The organism is Citrobacter sp. RHB35-C17, assembly GCF_013816795.1.
Taxonomy (GTDB): Bacteria; Pseudomonadota; Gammaproteobacteria; order Enterobacterales; family Enterobacteriaceae; genus Citrobacter_A; species Citrobacter_A amalonaticus.
Genome location: NZ_CP057150.1, coordinates 1140379 through 1153941, shown reverse-complemented (window position 1 = coordinate 1153941; position 13563 = coordinate 1140379). Strand labels below are relative to the sequence as shown.

Annotated in this window: 17 protein-coding genes; 4 read left to right on the top strand and 13 right to left on the bottom strand. The window is 53.5% G+C overall.

What is annotated here, in order from left to right; translation table 11 throughout:
* The first annotated feature begins 76 nt into the window (after positions 1-76).
* A complete protein-coding gene (gene rdgC / locus HVZ37_RS05430; RefSeq protein WP_044259030.1) occupies positions 77-988 on the top strand; it encodes a recombination-associated protein RdgC in 912 nt (303 codons plus the stop codon).
* A 37-nt stretch (positions 989-1025) separates the two neighbouring features.
* Here the strand turns inward: rdgC and ppnP are convergent, their stop codons facing one another.
* The 5 genes from ppnP to HVZ37_RS05405 form a co-directional block, all read right to left on the bottom strand.
* Positions 1026-1310 (bottom strand): pyrimidine/purine nucleoside phosphorylase, encoded by a 285-nt coding sequence (gene ppnP, locus HVZ37_RS05425; RefSeq protein WP_042324593.1) that lies wholly within the window; start codon positions 1308-1310, stop codon positions 1026-1028.
* A 70-nt stretch (positions 1311-1380) separates the two neighbouring features.
* The gene (locus tag HVZ37_RS05420) at positions 1381-2058 is read right to left on the bottom strand and encodes an AroM family protein (protein ID WP_043001625.1); all 678 of its coding nucleotides are present in this window, start codon (positions 2056-2058) and stop codon (positions 1381-1383) included.
* Between the two features lie 253 nt (positions 2059-2311).
* On the bottom strand, positions 2312-2503 hold the full coding sequence (gene yaiA / locus HVZ37_RS05415) for a protein YaiA (protein ID WP_043001626.1): 192 nt from the start codon (positions 2501-2503) through the stop codon (positions 2312-2314).
* A 25-nt stretch (positions 2504-2528) separates the two neighbouring features.
* A complete protein-coding gene (gene aroL / locus HVZ37_RS05410; RefSeq protein WP_044326523.1) occupies positions 2529-3074 on the bottom strand; it encodes a shikimate kinase AroL in 546 nt (181 codons plus the stop codon).
* A gap of 182 nt (positions 3075-3256) precedes the next feature.
* Positions 3257-3715: a YaiI/YqxD family protein gene (locus HVZ37_RS05405; RefSeq protein WP_043001628.1), complete on the bottom strand. Its 459-nt coding sequence runs from the start codon at positions 3713-3715 to the stop codon at positions 3257-3259.
* Positions 3716-3863: 148 nt separating this feature from the next.
* On the opposite strand from HVZ37_RS05405, the gene proC reads away from it, so the two are divergent.
* A complete protein-coding gene (proC, locus tag HVZ37_RS05400) occupies positions 3864-4673 on the top strand; it encodes a pyrroline-5-carboxylate reductase (RefSeq protein WP_043001629.1) in 810 nt (269 codons plus the stop codon).
* Positions 4674-4688: 15 nt separating this feature from the next.
* Here the strand turns inward: proC and adrA are convergent, their stop codons facing one another.
* From adrA to HVZ37_RS05370, 6 genes are all read right to left on the bottom strand, one after another.
* Positions 4689-5789, bottom strand: a complete 1101-nt coding sequence (adrA, locus tag HVZ37_RS05395) for a diguanylate cyclase AdrA (RefSeq protein WP_181628180.1) — start codon at positions 5787-5789, stop codon at positions 4689-4691.
* A gap of 116 nt (positions 5790-5905) precedes the next feature.
* The gene (gene psiF, locus HVZ37_RS05390; RefSeq protein WP_043001631.1) at positions 5906-6226 is read right to left on the bottom strand and encodes a phosphate starvation-inducible protein PsiF; all 321 of its coding nucleotides are present in this window, start codon (positions 6224-6226) and stop codon (positions 5906-5908) included.
* Between the two features lie 127 nt (positions 6227-6353).
* On the bottom strand, positions 6354-7769 hold the full coding sequence (gene phoA / locus HVZ37_RS05385) for an alkaline phosphatase (protein WP_104446084.1): 1416 nt from the start codon (positions 7767-7769) through the stop codon (positions 6354-6356).
* Positions 7770-7868: 99 nt separating this feature from the next.
* Positions 7869-8129: an anti-adapter protein IraP gene (gene iraP, locus HVZ37_RS05380; protein WP_043001633.1), complete on the bottom strand. Its 261-nt coding sequence runs from the start codon at positions 8127-8129 to the stop codon at positions 7869-7871.
* Positions 8130-8383: 254 nt separating this feature from the next.
* Positions 8384-9589 (bottom strand): multidrug efflux MFS transporter, encoded by a 1206-nt coding sequence (locus tag HVZ37_RS05375; RefSeq protein ID WP_181628179.1) that lies wholly within the window; start codon positions 9587-9589, stop codon positions 8384-8386.
* Between the two features lie 168 nt (positions 9590-9757).
* A complete protein-coding gene (locus HVZ37_RS05370; RefSeq protein WP_181628463.1) occupies positions 9758-10417 on the bottom strand; it encodes an extensin family protein in 660 nt (219 codons plus the stop codon).
* Between the two features lie 128 nt (positions 10418-10545).
* On the opposite strand from HVZ37_RS05370, the gene ddlA reads away from it, so the two are divergent.
* Positions 10546-11640 (top strand): D-alanine--D-alanine ligase, encoded by a 1095-nt coding sequence (gene ddlA, locus HVZ37_RS05365; RefSeq protein ID WP_043001636.1) that lies wholly within the window; start codon positions 10546-10548, stop codon positions 11638-11640.
* A 42-nt stretch (positions 11641-11682) separates the two neighbouring features.
* Here ddlA and HVZ37_RS05360 read toward each other — a convergent pair whose 3' ends face one another.
* Positions 11683-11889, bottom strand: a complete 207-nt coding sequence (locus HVZ37_RS05360; protein ID WP_043001637.1) for a DUF2754 family protein — start codon at positions 11887-11889, stop codon at positions 11683-11685.
* Between the two features lie 257 nt (positions 11890-12146).
* Here HVZ37_RS05360 and HVZ37_RS05355 point away from each other — a divergent pair, with 257 nt between their 5' ends.
* Entirely contained in the window at positions 12147-12455 is a 309-nt protein-coding gene (locus HVZ37_RS05355; RefSeq protein ID WP_043001638.1) for a YaiY family protein, read from the top strand.
* Positions 12456-12466: 11 nt separating this feature from the next.
* Here the strand turns inward: HVZ37_RS05355 and HVZ37_RS05350 are convergent, their stop codons facing one another.
* Complete coding sequence (locus HVZ37_RS05350; protein ID WP_054176059.1) at positions 12467-13561, bottom strand: DUF1615 domain-containing protein; 1095 nt, start codon at positions 13559-13561, stop codon at positions 12467-12469.
* Positions 13562-13563: the final 2 nt, after the last annotated feature.

The following is a 13563-nucleotide window of genomic DNA, read 5'->3' as shown; positions in this document are numbered from 1 at the left end:
GGGAATGGCAATGCAAGCCTGCCGACAATTCGTTACTATACGCGCTGGATTTAACGACAAGGCCGTGGAAATTATCATGCTGTGGTTCAAAAATTTAATGGTTTACCGTCTTAGCCGCGATATTTCATTGCGTGCCGAGGAGATGGAAAAACAGCTAGCCTCGATGACGTTTACCCCTTGCGGTAGCCAGGATATGGCAAAAACGGGCTGGGTGCCGCCAATGGGATCGCACAGCGATGCGTTGACGCATACTAACAACGGCCAGATTTTGATTTGCGCGCGTAAAGAAGAGAAGATCCTGCCCTCTCCGGTGATCAAACAGGCGCTGGAAGCGAAGATCGCCAAACTGGAAGCCGAACAGGCGCGTAAGCTGAAGAAAACCGAGAAAGACTCGCTGAAGGATGAAGTGCTGCATTCGCTGCTGCCGCGCGCCTTCAGCCGCTTTAGTCAGACCATGATGTGGATCGACACCGTGAACGGATTGATCATGGTGGACTGCGCAAGCGCAAAAAAAGCGGAAGATACGCTGGCGCTGCTGCGTAAGAGCCTCGGCTCTCTGCCGGTGGTTCCGCTGGCGCTGGAAAACCCGATTGAGCTGACGCTCACCGAGTGGGTGCGTTCCGGCACCGTGGCGCAGGGCTTCCAGTTACTCGACGAAGCCGAACTGAAAGCCATGCTGGAAGACGGCGGCGTGATCCGGGCAAAGAAACAGGATCTGGTGAGCGACGAGATCGCCGTGCACATTGAAGCCGGTAAAGTGGTGACCAAACTGGCGCTCGACTGGCAGCAGCGTATTCAGTTTATGATCTGCGATGACGCGTCGATTAAGCGCCTGAAATTCAGCGACGAACTACGCGATCAAAACGAAGACATCGACCGGGAAGATTTCGCCCAGCGTTTCGACGCGGACTTTATCCTGATGACCGGCGAACTGGCCGCGTTGATTCAGAATCTGGTGGAAGGTTTAGGCGGCGAAGCGCAGCGCTAAACGAAGATTCCCTCTCCGCACGGAGAGGGAAAAAATATTACAGATAGCGACAAAGATAAGAGGTCGGTTCTGCGACCTGTAAATGAAACTCGCTATGGCCCGGGACGTTAAATACTTCTCCTGCGGCATACACTTTCCATTCGGTGGTATCCGGCAGTAACACATTCAACGCGCCGCTTACGACCGTCATCTCTTCAGGCTCTGCGGTACCGAAGGTGTATTCACCTTCCAGCATCACGCCTACACTGGCACGGCCAGTACTGCTGCTGGTAAAGCCGATTGATTTTACTTTGCCGGAAAAGTATTCGTTACTTTGAAGCATAAACGGACCCTGTCTCGTTGGTAAATTGACAACCAATATAGGGGGCAACCCTTTGGCCTGTCACGCAAAATTAAACCAGCAATTCTGAAGCCAGTCGCGCAATCAGCACATTAGAGAGCAGTACCGGGACATCGAGCGATTTTTGCAGGACATCGCGGTGGCGCTGATGAAAACCCAGGGAGTCCAGCATGATGACATCCGCCCCTTGTTCCAGCAGGTCTTTACCGGCTTCAATCAACTGCTGGGTACTGCCGTGAACCGGATTCGCCAGCGAGAACAGCGGCGGCGACTGTAAAACCTGCCATTTTTCCGCTTGATCGGCCATCAGATCTTCAACCGGCACAATCACCCCCACCTGATGGCCATCGACAATTGAGGCCACCAGCGGTGGAATAATACGCAGCGGCTCAAGCAGAATGCTGTTACGGGCGGTCATGCTGGCAATCGACACGGTGCTCATCAGTAAAATGACGTCGTAGCCCTGGTTATCCAGCACTTCGATGACGCTTTGCAGATCGCGTTCTACTTTCTGCCGCGAAACATAAGCCAGTTCATTATCGTTAAGCAGGGTTAACAGCGGGTCTTCGTCGGACTCCAGCGCATATTCCGCCAGGACGTCATCACGACTCATTTTTCCGAGCAAGCTGTGATGGGTGATATGTTGTTCGTCGATGTACTCAGTCAGAAGCGGTAAGACTTCACTCATGGGTACAACACCGATTGTGAGGATAGCCAACGACGCACTCATTTTTTCCACCTTCTTTTTTACTTCGTCGTTTATTCCCGGGCAAATGCGCTGCACCACTGCCGACACTTACCTTTTGCAAATGCAAAAAAGCGTAGCAGGCGCAGCGCAAATCGCTGTGTAAAGATTCCAGATCGTTCCAGTAATAGGTTGTTATTGTTTGATGTTAGTTTTCAGGTACAACGATTCATCGGCGAAAAATGTGATGCAGGTTGGGTTTACACTCGCTCAGATTCCATTCCGAGCTGTTCAGTCGTCAGGTTTTATCAGGATCTTCGTAACGGGCTTTCGCATCCATCGCTTCCTGCGCGCTGGGATGCTCGCTGATTAACGAATCCGGTTTCGGGTGATCGGCGCGCAACTGGTACCAGGTGACCGTCTGTCCCGGCGTCCCTTTCTCAATGGTGACAATATACGCTTCGCGTGGATATGGCGGTTTGGTTGGCATAGTGCTTCCTTCTGTCGAATGAAGTTTAAGTATAGACCCCGCCTTGCCTGCAGCGCGCGCGCTGCGCCAGCCTGCGCTGAATTTCAGAAATCACCTGGTCAGGTGAATTCGCCGCATCAATGATGAAATGGGCCGCTTCGCGATACAAAATATCCCGCTGTTGCAGCACCTCCCGCACCTCTTCGCTCAGGGGTTTACCGGTCAGCGTGGGGCGCAACTCCTCTTCAGGCGAGGCCTCAAGACGATGAACCAACGTGGAAACCGGCGCGCTTAAATAAATGACGATGCCGTTATCACGCATAAAGTGACGGTTATAATCAGTGAGAATGATTCCTCCACCGGTCGCGATGACCGTTGACGGTGCAGTCACCGCCGCCAGTGCAGCCGTTTCTCTGGCGCGAAAACCCGGCCAGCCTTCACGCTCGACGATTTCCGCGACGGTCATTTGTACCTGCGACTGCAGCCATTGATCGGTATCGACAAACCGACAACCAATTGCCGTAGCCAGCGCCATGCCAACCGTTGTCTTTCCACAGCCGCGTGGGCCAACAAGATAAAGCGGTTGCGTCATAGTGGGCGTTCCCCAGAAGGCCGCAAAGCGGCAGGATCAGATGTCATTAAAGGAATAATCATACCATCAAACTAGTACAGCGTTAAGTGTAAAGTATTTATTCCACCAGAAGTGAAAATATCAATGTACGCCCTACTATATCAAGAAATAGCGCCGAGGAAAGTGTAAAAAATAAATTACATTCACGCGTTTCTGCGCTGAACTTCCAGCCACCACTTTTCCAGTTCCGCCGCAAAATGCTGACGATCGCGGGCAGAGAGGCTATCCGGACCGCCCGTCTGGATCCCGCTGGCGCGCAATGTATCCATAAAATCGCGCATTGTCAGACGTTCGCGAATGGTCGATTCGGTATAGCGCTCACCGCGCGGATTAAGCGCCGACGCGCCTTTCGCCAGCACCTCGGCGGCCAACGGGATATCGGCCGTGATGACCAGATCGCCCGCCGCACACTGGCGCACAATCTCGTTATCCGCCACGTCAAAACCCGCAGGTACACGCAGCGTACGGATATACGGCGACGGCGGCACGCGCAGGCTCTGGTTCGCTACCAGAATCAGCGACATTTGCATGCGCCCGGCGGCACGATAGAGGATCTCTTTAATTACGTTCGGACACGCATCCGCATCCACCCATATGGTCATACTTGCTCCCGTCTCTTGTGCAATCGGCTATTGTCTCGTGCTTTTGCGCTGCGGCAAAGTGCTGTTTACCCTTCATGCGTCTTTCAATCCGCGCTAAGCTAGGCTTTATCAAACAAAACAACAACTATCACCCATAGGGAGTGACGAGATGGAGAAGAAAATCGGTTTTATCGGCTGCGGTAATATGGGGAAAGCAATCCTCGGCGGCCTGATTGCCAGCGGTCAGGTGCTTCCAGGCCAGATCTGGGTCTACACCCCTTCCCCCGATAAAGTTGCCGCGTTGCACGATCAGTATGGGATCAACGTCGCGCAGTCCGCCCAGGAAGTCGCCCAGGTGGCGGATATTGTTTTCGGCGCCGTGAAGCCGGGCATTATGATCAAAGTGCTCAGCGAGATAACCTCCAGCCTCAACAAAGAGTCGCTGGTGGTCTCTATTGCAGCAGGCGTGACCCTCGATCAACTCGCCCGCGCGCTGGGACACGACCGGAAAATCGTACGCGCAATGCCGAACACGCCGTCGCTGGTTAATGCCGGGATGACCTCAGTGACGCCAAACGCGCTGGTTACCCCGGAAGACACCGCGGATGTGCTGAATATTTTCCGCTGCTTTGGCGAAGCCGAAGTGATTGCCGAGTCGATGATTCATCCTGTGGTTGGCGTCAGCGGCTCCGCCCCGGCGTATGTCTTCATGTTTATCGAAGCGATGGCAGATGCCGCAGTATTGGGCGGTATGCCGCGCGCACAGGCTTACAAATTTGCCGCTCAGGCGGTCATGGGTTCCGCGAAGATGGTACTGGAAACGGGCGAGCATCCTGGCGTACTGAAAGATATGGTTTGTTCGCCTGGCGGCACGACGATTGAAGCGGTCCGCGTACTGGAAGAGCGAGGATTTCGTGCGGCGGTGATTGAAGCGATGGCGAAGTGTATGGAGAAGTCAGACAAACTCAGTAAATCCTGAGTGAACAACCGGACGTCAGGCCGCCACTTCGGTGCGGTTACGTCCGGCATTCTTTGCTTTGTAGAGCGCCAGATCGGCCGATTTCAACCATTCCCGATAGTGACTGAACTGCGGCGTTAACGGCGCAACGCCCACGCTGATATGTAAAATGACCTGCGGCGCGCAGGCCAGACGTAACCCGCGTAGCCCCTCATGAATCCGTGACATCGCCGCGATGGCGCTCTCGGCTGGCGTACCGCACATAATCACCGCAAATTCATCACCGCCAAAACGCCCGATCACATCGCTCCCGCGCAAGGTGATTCTCAGCTGTTGGGTTAGCGCCAGAATAGCTTCATCGCCAACATCATGACCCCAGGTGTCATTAATACTTTTGAAATGGTCGATATCAATGATCAGCAGCGTGGCCTCCCGATGCTGGCGACGGCAGTGCTCAAATTCGTTGCGCAGTAATATTTCCCAGTGTCGCCGGTTGTAAACGCCTGTCATGCCATCACAGGTACTCATCACCTGTAACCGGCGCTTATGTTGCGCCAGCCTGGTCGCAGCCTGATAGCTAATCCAGGAGAATAACAGCGGGTAAATCACGATGACCGGCAGCGTCAACACCCCTTCCAGCGGCGCGCTTCTTAAAGCCAGAGAGGTTCCCGTTAACTGCAATGTGACCAGACAGGCAACCACCATCAGGGCCAGTCCGGTAACAAACAGTCGCACACCGCCTGCGCCCATCAGATTCATACAGATGATCATCAACAACGCGGCGGTAGGCAGCGCATTGACGCCCATCAGTCCCATCCACATTCCGGCGAGTACCGCATCTGTTTTTAAATTGGCAAATTCCCGACTCATCGGGTCGACGGCTCTGCTGGCGATTTGCCAGGCCAGATGAGGCCAGACGAACGCCCATCCCACCAGCAACAACCACCAGACGCCGGGGACAGGGTTCGCGACCAGCGCGGCGGCGACAGGGAAAAACATCCCTCCCAGCGCCACTGCGCGCGGCACTCTTACTCGCCGGGCGAATCGCAGTCCAGAACGTTGATGGTCGTTTTGCTGCGATGAAAGAGCGGTTTCATCGAGATCGACCGCTTGTTTGTAAAAGTTTTCGTCGTTCATTATTTTTTGGGAACATTCTGAAACAATTTTCCCAAATTATAGAGACGGGTCAGGCGGGGAAAGTATGATATTTCGGGTGAGCGTTTTTCTTTGCTCACCCGTAAGCACTAGGTCGGCTAGGCTGCTTTCTTCAGGCAGGCACTCATAAACTTACTGCGGTCGTCACCTTTTAGCGATTGTTCCGTCGCCTGGACGTTGCACTCGCGCATTTTTTGCTGTTGCGGCGTCAGGCTTTTTTCACCAGGAGCTGACTTGCTGTTTTTAAGGCAATCGCTCATGTACGTCTTACGGGCATCTCCTTTCAACGCTTTCGCCGTCGCCTGTTGATTGCAGGTGGTCATGCGCTGCTGCTGCGGGGTTAACGTTTTCTCAGCCGCACCAACGGTCGTTAAAAAGATCAAACCAAACAATAGGGTAACCAGTAATGTTATTTTCATAGCACCATCCTTTTTTGAGTATTCACTCGACTATCTCCCGCGAATAAACGCCGGGAGATTCAGATAAGTCTGGCTGCTAACGATAAAAAAACCACCCGACAGCAAAAGTTATCCTGCCGGGGGTGGATTATTTCAGGCCGAGTGCCGCTTTCATGGTATAGAACAGGTCGGTTTGATCGGTCAGCCCCACCACGTTGGCCGCATGAGGGCCGTAGGCCGCAATACGCAACTGGCTGCCGGTATGCTCCTGCGATTCCTCTTCGGAGTTGCCATAGCTGATCACCATCACGGCGCCATCTTTGGTGTTTAATGCCTGGGTCAAGCCCGGCGCTTTTGTCTCTGGTGCGACGATCTGGCTGGCGTGAGCGTGATCGGCAGTGACGATCACCAGCGTGTTACCTTCTTTTTTCGCAAAGGCCAGCGCGCGCTGCACCGCTTCGTCCAGATCCACCGTCTCGCCGATCTGTCCGCAAGGATTGGCGGCGTGATCCTGTTTATCGATGGAGGCCCCTTCCACCTGCAGGAAGAATCCCTTCTCATTTTTGCTGAGCAACTCAATGGCTTTGTCGGTCATTTGCGCCAGCGTGGGTACGGTCTCATCGCGTTTTGGATTCGGCGTACAGGTTACGGCAGGCTTATCAATATTGCCGTGATAAGACGCTTTTGGGCCTTCCCAGCGCACAGGCATGTTGCCGTCAGAGAACAGTCCCAGCAACGGTTTGTCCTGACTGGCTTCACCGATCGCCGCCAGCGAAGCCGCATCGCCGACCAACTGGTAACCCCGGGCCTCGGCCTGTTCACGCAGCGTTTTGCCCTGCCACTCGCCGGCGGTTGCGGTTTCGGCGAACGTTTTCGCACCGCCGCCCAGCGTGACATCCGCGCGGGCATTCAGCAGTTGTTCGGTGATCGAGCCTTTACCGCCATTTTCCAGCGCATTCGTCGGGCATTTCTCGCTCGTTACGCTCGGGCCATAGCATTTACGAGACGTCACGTGCGCTACCAGCGCGGCTGGAGTGGCATCCTGCAGCTCGGCGGTTGAGACGTTACCCGTCGCCAGCCCCGCCGCTTTCGCCATTTCCAGCAGCGTCGTATGATCTTTTTCGTGAATATCGACGCCCAGCGCGCCATTGTAGGTTTTCACGCCGGTTGTCCATGCGGTTGCTGATGCCGCAGAATCCGTCACGTAATCCGGTTTACCGGTTTTTTTATTCAGCGCATAGTGGGTGTATTGGCCAGTCAGCGGTAAGGCATCAATCCCTTTAAAATAGCCACCCGCGCCTTCAGCATAATTTCGCGCGGCCGTAATTTCCGAATCCCCCATACCATCGCCAATCAATAAAATAATATTTTTAGCCGGTTTATCATTCAGTGATTCGCGCAATGCTTGTGTTTGATCGGCCGATAATCGGCGTGCTCCGCCTGGCGTTGTAATATCACCCTGTGCGGCACGATTGTCCAGCACCGCCATTGACGACGTTTCAGAATGACTCACAGGCATATACAACAGTGGTAACAATGCAAGAGCAATAGCGCTTTGTTTCACTTTATTTTCTCCATGTACTTAATACACTTAAAATAAAAAACAAAGCGACTATAGGTCTCTGATATGACAGGTTTATGACAGCATAGAAACGAAATAAAACTAGTAACGAGGATGCCTCAACAGCTTTTGTACGTACTGGCGCAGCAACTCCGTATCGTTATCCGGAACGCTGGCATCGGGCTTTACGTCATCAAGTGCGCCCTCTACCTGATGAATCAGCATTTGCTGCTCGTTCTGAGCCATATTGCGCAGCATCGCTGTAACGATAATCTCTAATGCTTCTACCTGAGCAACCAGTTCTTTCGACTCTTCCTCTTTCTGGGCAAGCTTAAGCAACAACTCAGCTATTAGATTTTTCATGACCGCATTTCCTTATCCAAAGAAGGCTGACGGTATCACTATGAATCCATGCTGCCTAGAGTCTGAAAGTAGTATTTTTATAAAAAAGGAAAGACTTTGCGTAAATAATCACAGAATACGGTGAGCGAAACGTTTCTCGCGCAAAAACCGAACGCTAAATTAAAAGCCAGGAATAAAATAGTCACCCCTGGCCATAATCAAAAGTTATGCTAAAAAATGACTAATTTCACTTAAGTCATTTCTTTTTAATCGCTTCACACCCGCTTGCGGATATTTCGCCGCTGACGCAGAACCAGGGCTAACTGACAAATGTTAATCATCACGATAATGGCAGTGGCAATAAATACCCAACGAAATCCTGCCATGGCTGAAACCGTTGCGCCCATCAGCGGGCCAGCGACATTGCCAAGATACATAAACGATTGGTTATAACCAAATATACGCCCGGTTATTTGGTCACTGGAATATTTGACCAGTAGCGTCTGAACCGCGGGTAGCATGGCGCCATCGGCAAAACCGAGCAGAAAACGTAATACCCCGAGCTGGAAAGGCGTCGTCACCCACGACATGGCAAAAAACAACACGACCGCACAAATCAGCGTTGCCATCAGGATCCTTTCGGTGCCGATGCGATCCCCAAGTTTACCCAGCCGGGGCGCGGAGATAAGCGCGGAGACCCCAGGCACCGAGGCAATTAATCCACTCAGAAAAGCAATATTATTACTGTCAGGGGCCATCGACTTAATAAATAGCGCCAGGATCGGGCTGATTGAGCCATTACATAACTGAATCACCAGCGTGGTGAAAAACAGGCTGATCACCAGCACCGGATAAGGTAGCGACGCAAATACGGCTTTTCCGCTCAATCGTTCGCTCTTTTTCAGCGTCGGGCGCACGCCTTCTTTAATCAAAAAGAGCGTGACCATAAAGCTGACGATCAGCAGCATTGCAGTGATAAAAAAGACCGGGCGTAAGCCCACATGATCGGCAATAAAACCGCCCATCAGCGGGCCACCAATCACACCGCTGATTTGCGCGGTCGCCAGCGTACTGAGTGCCCATCCACTACGTTCACGGGGCACCTGAGACGCCACCAGCGCCATCGCGTTAGGAATATAGCCGGACGTTAACCCCATGATGCCGCGCAGCAGGAAAAGCTGCCAGACGTTGGTAGCAAAAGCCTGCAGCAGTATCGCAATCGCCATGCCGAGCGAGGCGCGTAGCAACATCAGCTTGCGACCTTTACGGTCTGCCAGGCTACCCCAGAGCGGAGAAACAATCGCGGAAATTAAGAATGTGACACTGAATGTCAGACCGGACCACATTGAGAGCGCTTCGTGGGAGGTCACCCCAAGCTGCGAAATATAGAGTGGCAAAAACGGCAGGATTTGACTGATTGCCAGACCGGTAAAAAAGCAGCCGAACCAGACGGAAATGAGATTAACTTTCCAGGATTCCATAAACGCTCATCGTGATAAATAGCAGAAAACGCCGGCTAGTTTAGCAATCTCCACGTCTGTCAGGGGATCCGCAGGTGCGGTGGCACGTAATTTGCTATTTTATCTTCCCGTTCACCACATTTGTGATACACATCACATTAAAACCCAACAAGCCACAGGGCTTTATGCTTAGCGACAAAGGCCAATTCCCCGTATTCCCAGGTGAAAATGGTTGGCGTGAGCGGCGTTGTAGTCCGGCCCCAGGCCGTTGCCATAATATTGACAGCTCGCACTGAGCAACGCCCGCAGCCACGTTGCGCTTTCTTCCTGCTTCCAGCCGCGCAGAACGGTAACGTGTCGCCCGTCAGCAAGAATAAAGCCGCTGATGTCCAGGGCCTCTGCGCTCGCGTGTTCGCTACGGCGTGCATCAGGGCGATGGTAAATGTTGCGGCAGGCATAGCTGCCGAGATGCTCGATCCGGGTCAGCCGGCTTTCCATCATACGTTCCGTTAAGGGTGCAGCCTGCTGAGCGACATACAGCGCGGAACGCAGCGCCAACGGACAGGAGGCAAGGAAGCTGCTGCTCAGTTTAACTGCGCCAAAATCCCGCACCCGTACTACGTCGGTTAAGGGACATTCGCCAGCGCTGTCGGCTATGGACTGCGACGTGATCAGCTTCTGCTCGTTTGCCTGTTGCAACAGCGTCTGACAGCGCGCTGGCGTCAGACGTTTAAGCTTAAATTGGGTAAGCCAGTTTGGCGGATCGGATACCTCAAGCGGGGCGAGCGGGTCATAATAAGACGGCAGATAGCGATATCCCACGCCACACGCCACGCTCAGAATCATCATCGTCAGCCAGACTTTTCCTCTCACGCATCCTCCCGTGTAATTCTCCCTAACATTATGGCAGAAGCCCGCGAATCCCTCGTTTTGTCGTGGTAATGTATACGCTTTGCGTTCGAAGGAATGGGTTTAAGATGGCAAAGTTGCGGGTAGGAATCGTATTTGGTGGTAAATCAGCGGAACATGAAGTGTCATTGCAATCGGCAAAAAATATTGTCGATGCCATCGACAAGACCCGCTTTGAGGTCGTGCTGTTAGGCATTGATAAGCAAGGACAATGGCACGTCAGCGATGCCAGCAATTATCTGCTCAATGCCAACGATCCTGCGCATATTGCGCTGCGTCCTTCTGCGACCAGCCTTGCGCAGGTTCCGGGCAGACACGAGCAACAGTTGATTGATGCGCAAAATGGTCAGCCGCTGCCGACCGTAGACGTGATTTTCCCGATTGTGCACGGCACGCTGGGTGAAGATGGCTCACTGCAGGGAATGCTGCGCGTGGCGAATCTGCCCTTCGTCGGTTCCGATGTGCTGGGTTCAGCCGCGTGTATGGATAAAGACGTCACCAAACGCTTGTTGCGTGATGCCGGACTGACTATCGCGCCGTTTATTACGCTGACGCGAGCCAACCGCAACACGATAAGCTTTGCCGAGGTAGAAGCCCGTCTTGGCCTGCCGCTGTTCGTTAAGCCCGCCAATCAGGGATCGTCTGTCGGCGTTAGCAAAGTCACCAGCGAAGCGCAGTACGCGCAGGCGGTCGCCCTCGCCTTCGAATTCGATCACAAAGTGGTGGTGGAGCAAGGGATCAAGGGGCGCGAGATCGAGTGCGCGGTGTTGGGTAACGATCATCCGCAGGCCAGTACCTGTGGCGAGATCGTGCTCAACAGTGATTTCTATGCCTACGACACCAAATACATTGATGATAACGGCGCGAAAGTGGTGGTTCCTGCGGCGATTGATCCGCACATCAACGACAAAATCCGCGAGATCGCCATTCAGGCGTATCAGGCGCTGGGCTGCGCTGGCATGGCACGCGTCGATGTCTTTTTAACCGCCGACAATGAGGTGGTGATCAATGAGATCAACACCCTGCCAGGCTTTACCAACATCAGCATGTATCCGAAACTCTGGCAGGCCAGTGGCTTAGGTTACACCGACTTGATCACCCGCTTGATCGAACTGGCGCTGGAACGCCATGCTGCAGATAACGCGCTGAAAACGACAATGTAATCTGCACTCCCCGATAAGCCTGACTGCGGTTTGTTGTCAGGCTTACGCCGCGTCATCCTCCACACGACGACGAATAATCAATCCTGCCAGCCAGAAACTGACGATCCAGGTCACCAGCCCCACGGCATAGGTTTGCCAGCCCCTGGCTTCAAACCCCAATAGCCCGACAACGCCGTTCAGAATGAAAATCAGGCCGATAGCAAAGGCGTAGTAGTGCCAGTCACGGCGAATTTTTAAAGGCAGGTTCATGGAAACTCCGCAGCGAAAAAAACGTATCGTCGCATATTACGGGAAACCGGTCTGTGTCGTGTGCGGAATTTCTTAAATGTTGCCAAATTTAATTTAAGGTAACCAATTTGTGACAACTGACAAAAATCTGCAATCCAGGATTCATCCCAGACTGAAATTACCATCATTCTGATATTGACAAACGCGATGACCTGTCACACTCACGGTAAGTTACTGGCATGGTGTCAGAGATGCAGAATTACTCGCGGAGGTCATTTATGGCTGATTTCACTCTCTCAAAATCCTTGTTTAACGGGAAACATCGAGAAACCGCCTCTACGCCAGGCAATATCGCTTATGCCGTGTTTGTTCTGTTCTGTTTTTGGGCCGGGGCGCAGATCCTGAACCTGCTGGTTCACGCGCCTGGCGTATATGAACATCTGATGCAAGTGCAAGAGACAGGACGCCCGCGCGTAGAGATTGGGCTGGGCGTCGGCACCATCTTTGGTCTGGTGCCGTTTCTGGTCGGCAGTCTGATTTTCGGCGTCATCGCCGCCATTCTGCGCTGGCGCTACCGCCGCCAGTAATGGCCAGGCGGTTATTGCCCCATGCACTTCGCCCGACGATCGTCGACCCGTTTTGCAAACCATGCCGTGGTGAGATTACGGGTGATTTTCGGGCTTTCCAGTTGAATACCGGGCAGCATTTCACGCGGTAATCTCTTCCCTGTCTTTGCTTCAGCAAGCGTAAACACCTTTTCATAAAGCGCCGTTTCTTCAAACGCCAGACTGTCGCCTTTCTCCAGTTGGCGACGGATCGCGCTTTCGCTGAGATCCAGTTTTCCCGCCAGTTTACGCACCGCCAGCTCCGTTTTACCGGCGTCTTTACTGCCGTAGGCGATCAGGTCGCCATCCAGCGCCAGTTTGACGCCGCTGGCTTTACTGACTGCGTTCTGAAACGCGGCGTTTCGACTGGCATACCATCCGGCGTTGAAGTCGGCAAAGCGGAAAATCGGCGCGCTGTAGTTGGCCGGGTAATTGAGCAAATGGTAGGTTCCGAACCAGAGTCCACCGCGACGGCTGAACACTTCCTGGCGCACCGTTCCCTCCATCTTCCACGGATATCCTTTGCTGTGCTGCTCGGCAAACGCAATGCTGACCTGCATCGGACCACCGGTATGGACCGGATTCAGCGAACCGAACAGCGTCTGCCCCATCGGCACCATATTAATAAAGTCATCGAAAATGGCGCTGAGCTGTTTTTCCGTTTTTACTGTGTCCAGACGCTCGCTATAGCTCTTCCCGTTCGGGGAGGTGATTTTCAGCGCGGTATGCACCAGGAAAACCGGAATATGCATCCGTTCGGCGCGCCGGTCTATCTCCTTCCAGGCAATGTTGTTCAATCCCGGAACGGCGGGATCGGCCTGATAGTTGGACTCCTGCTGCGCGACCGCCAGCACCGAACAGATATTTTCCACCGTCGGTGCCAGCTTCTGGCTTTCAAAGGTTTTGGCGATATCCTGCGCCCAGGCGTCCCGATCCTTCACGCTGGCCGGCATTTTCTGGCGCACCACGCTCGCGACATCGACCGGTTTCTCGCCTTTTTTGAGCGGTTGCGAAGGCTGACTGCTACATCCCGCCAGCACCAGTCCGGCCAGCAATGACAAAGGGTAAAGACGAGACACCGCCGACATAA

What these genes read in the sequence shown, in the direction of transcription:
- HVZ37_RS05370 (WP_181628463.1), bottom strand. Translation starts at nt 10,417, where the DNA reads ATGATGATTCTGAGCGTGGCGTGTGGCGTGGGATATCGCTATCTGCCG.
- HVZ37_RS05405 (WP_043001628.1), bottom strand. Translation starts at nt 3,715, where the DNA reads ATGACCATATGGGTGGATGCGGATGCGTGTCCGAACGTAATTAAAGAG.
- HVZ37_RS05420 (WP_043001625.1), bottom strand. Translation starts at nt 2,058, where the DNA reads ATGAGTGCGTCGTTGGCTATCCTCACAATCGGTGTTGTACCCATGAGT.
- ddlA (WP_043001636.1), top strand. Translation starts at nt 10,546, where the DNA reads ATGGCAAAGTTGCGGGTAGGAATCGTATTTGGTGGTAAATCAGCGGAA.
- ppnP (WP_042324593.1), bottom strand. Translation starts at nt 1,310, where the DNA reads ATGCTTCAAAGTAACGAATACTTTTCCGGCAAAGTAAAATCAATCGGC.
- yaiA (WP_043001626.1), bottom strand. Translation starts at nt 2,503, where the DNA reads ATGCCAACCAAACCGCCATATCCACGCGAAGCGTATATTGTCACCATT.
- aroL (WP_044326523.1), bottom strand. Translation starts at nt 3,074, where the DNA reads ATGACGCAACCGCTTTATCTTGTTGGCCCACGCGGCTGTGGAAAGACA.
- adrA (WP_181628180.1), bottom strand. Translation starts at nt 5,789, where the DNA reads ATGAACGACGAAAACTTTTACAAACAAGCGGTCGATCTCGATGAAACC.
- proC (WP_043001629.1), top strand. Translation starts at nt 3,864, where the DNA reads ATGGAGAAGAAAATCGGTTTTATCGGCTGCGGTAATATGGGGAAAGCA.
- psiF (WP_043001631.1), bottom strand. Translation starts at nt 6,226, where the DNA reads ATGAAAATAACATTACTGGTTACCCTATTGTTTGGTTTGATCTTTTTA.
- iraP (WP_043001633.1), bottom strand. Translation starts at nt 8,129, where the DNA reads ATGAAAAATCTAATAGCTGAGTTGTTGCTTAAGCTTGCCCAGAAAGAG.
- HVZ37_RS05355 (WP_043001638.1), top strand. Translation starts at nt 12,147, where the DNA reads ATGGCTGATTTCACTCTCTCAAAATCCTTGTTTAACGGGAAACATCGA.
- rdgC (WP_044259030.1), top strand. Translation starts at nt 77, where the DNA reads ATGCTGTGGTTCAAAAATTTAATGGTTTACCGTCTTAGCCGCGATATT.
- HVZ37_RS05350 (WP_054176059.1), bottom strand. Translation starts at nt 13,561, where the DNA reads ATGTCGGCGGTGTCTCGTCTTTACCCTTTGTCATTGCTGGCCGGACTG.
- HVZ37_RS05375 (WP_181628179.1), bottom strand. Translation starts at nt 9,589, where the DNA reads ATGGAATCCTGGAAAGTTAATCTCATTTCCGTCTGGTTCGGCTGCTTT.
- HVZ37_RS05360 (WP_043001637.1), bottom strand. Translation starts at nt 11,889, where the DNA reads ATGAACCTGCCTTTAAAAATTCGCCGTGACTGGCACTACTACGCCTTT.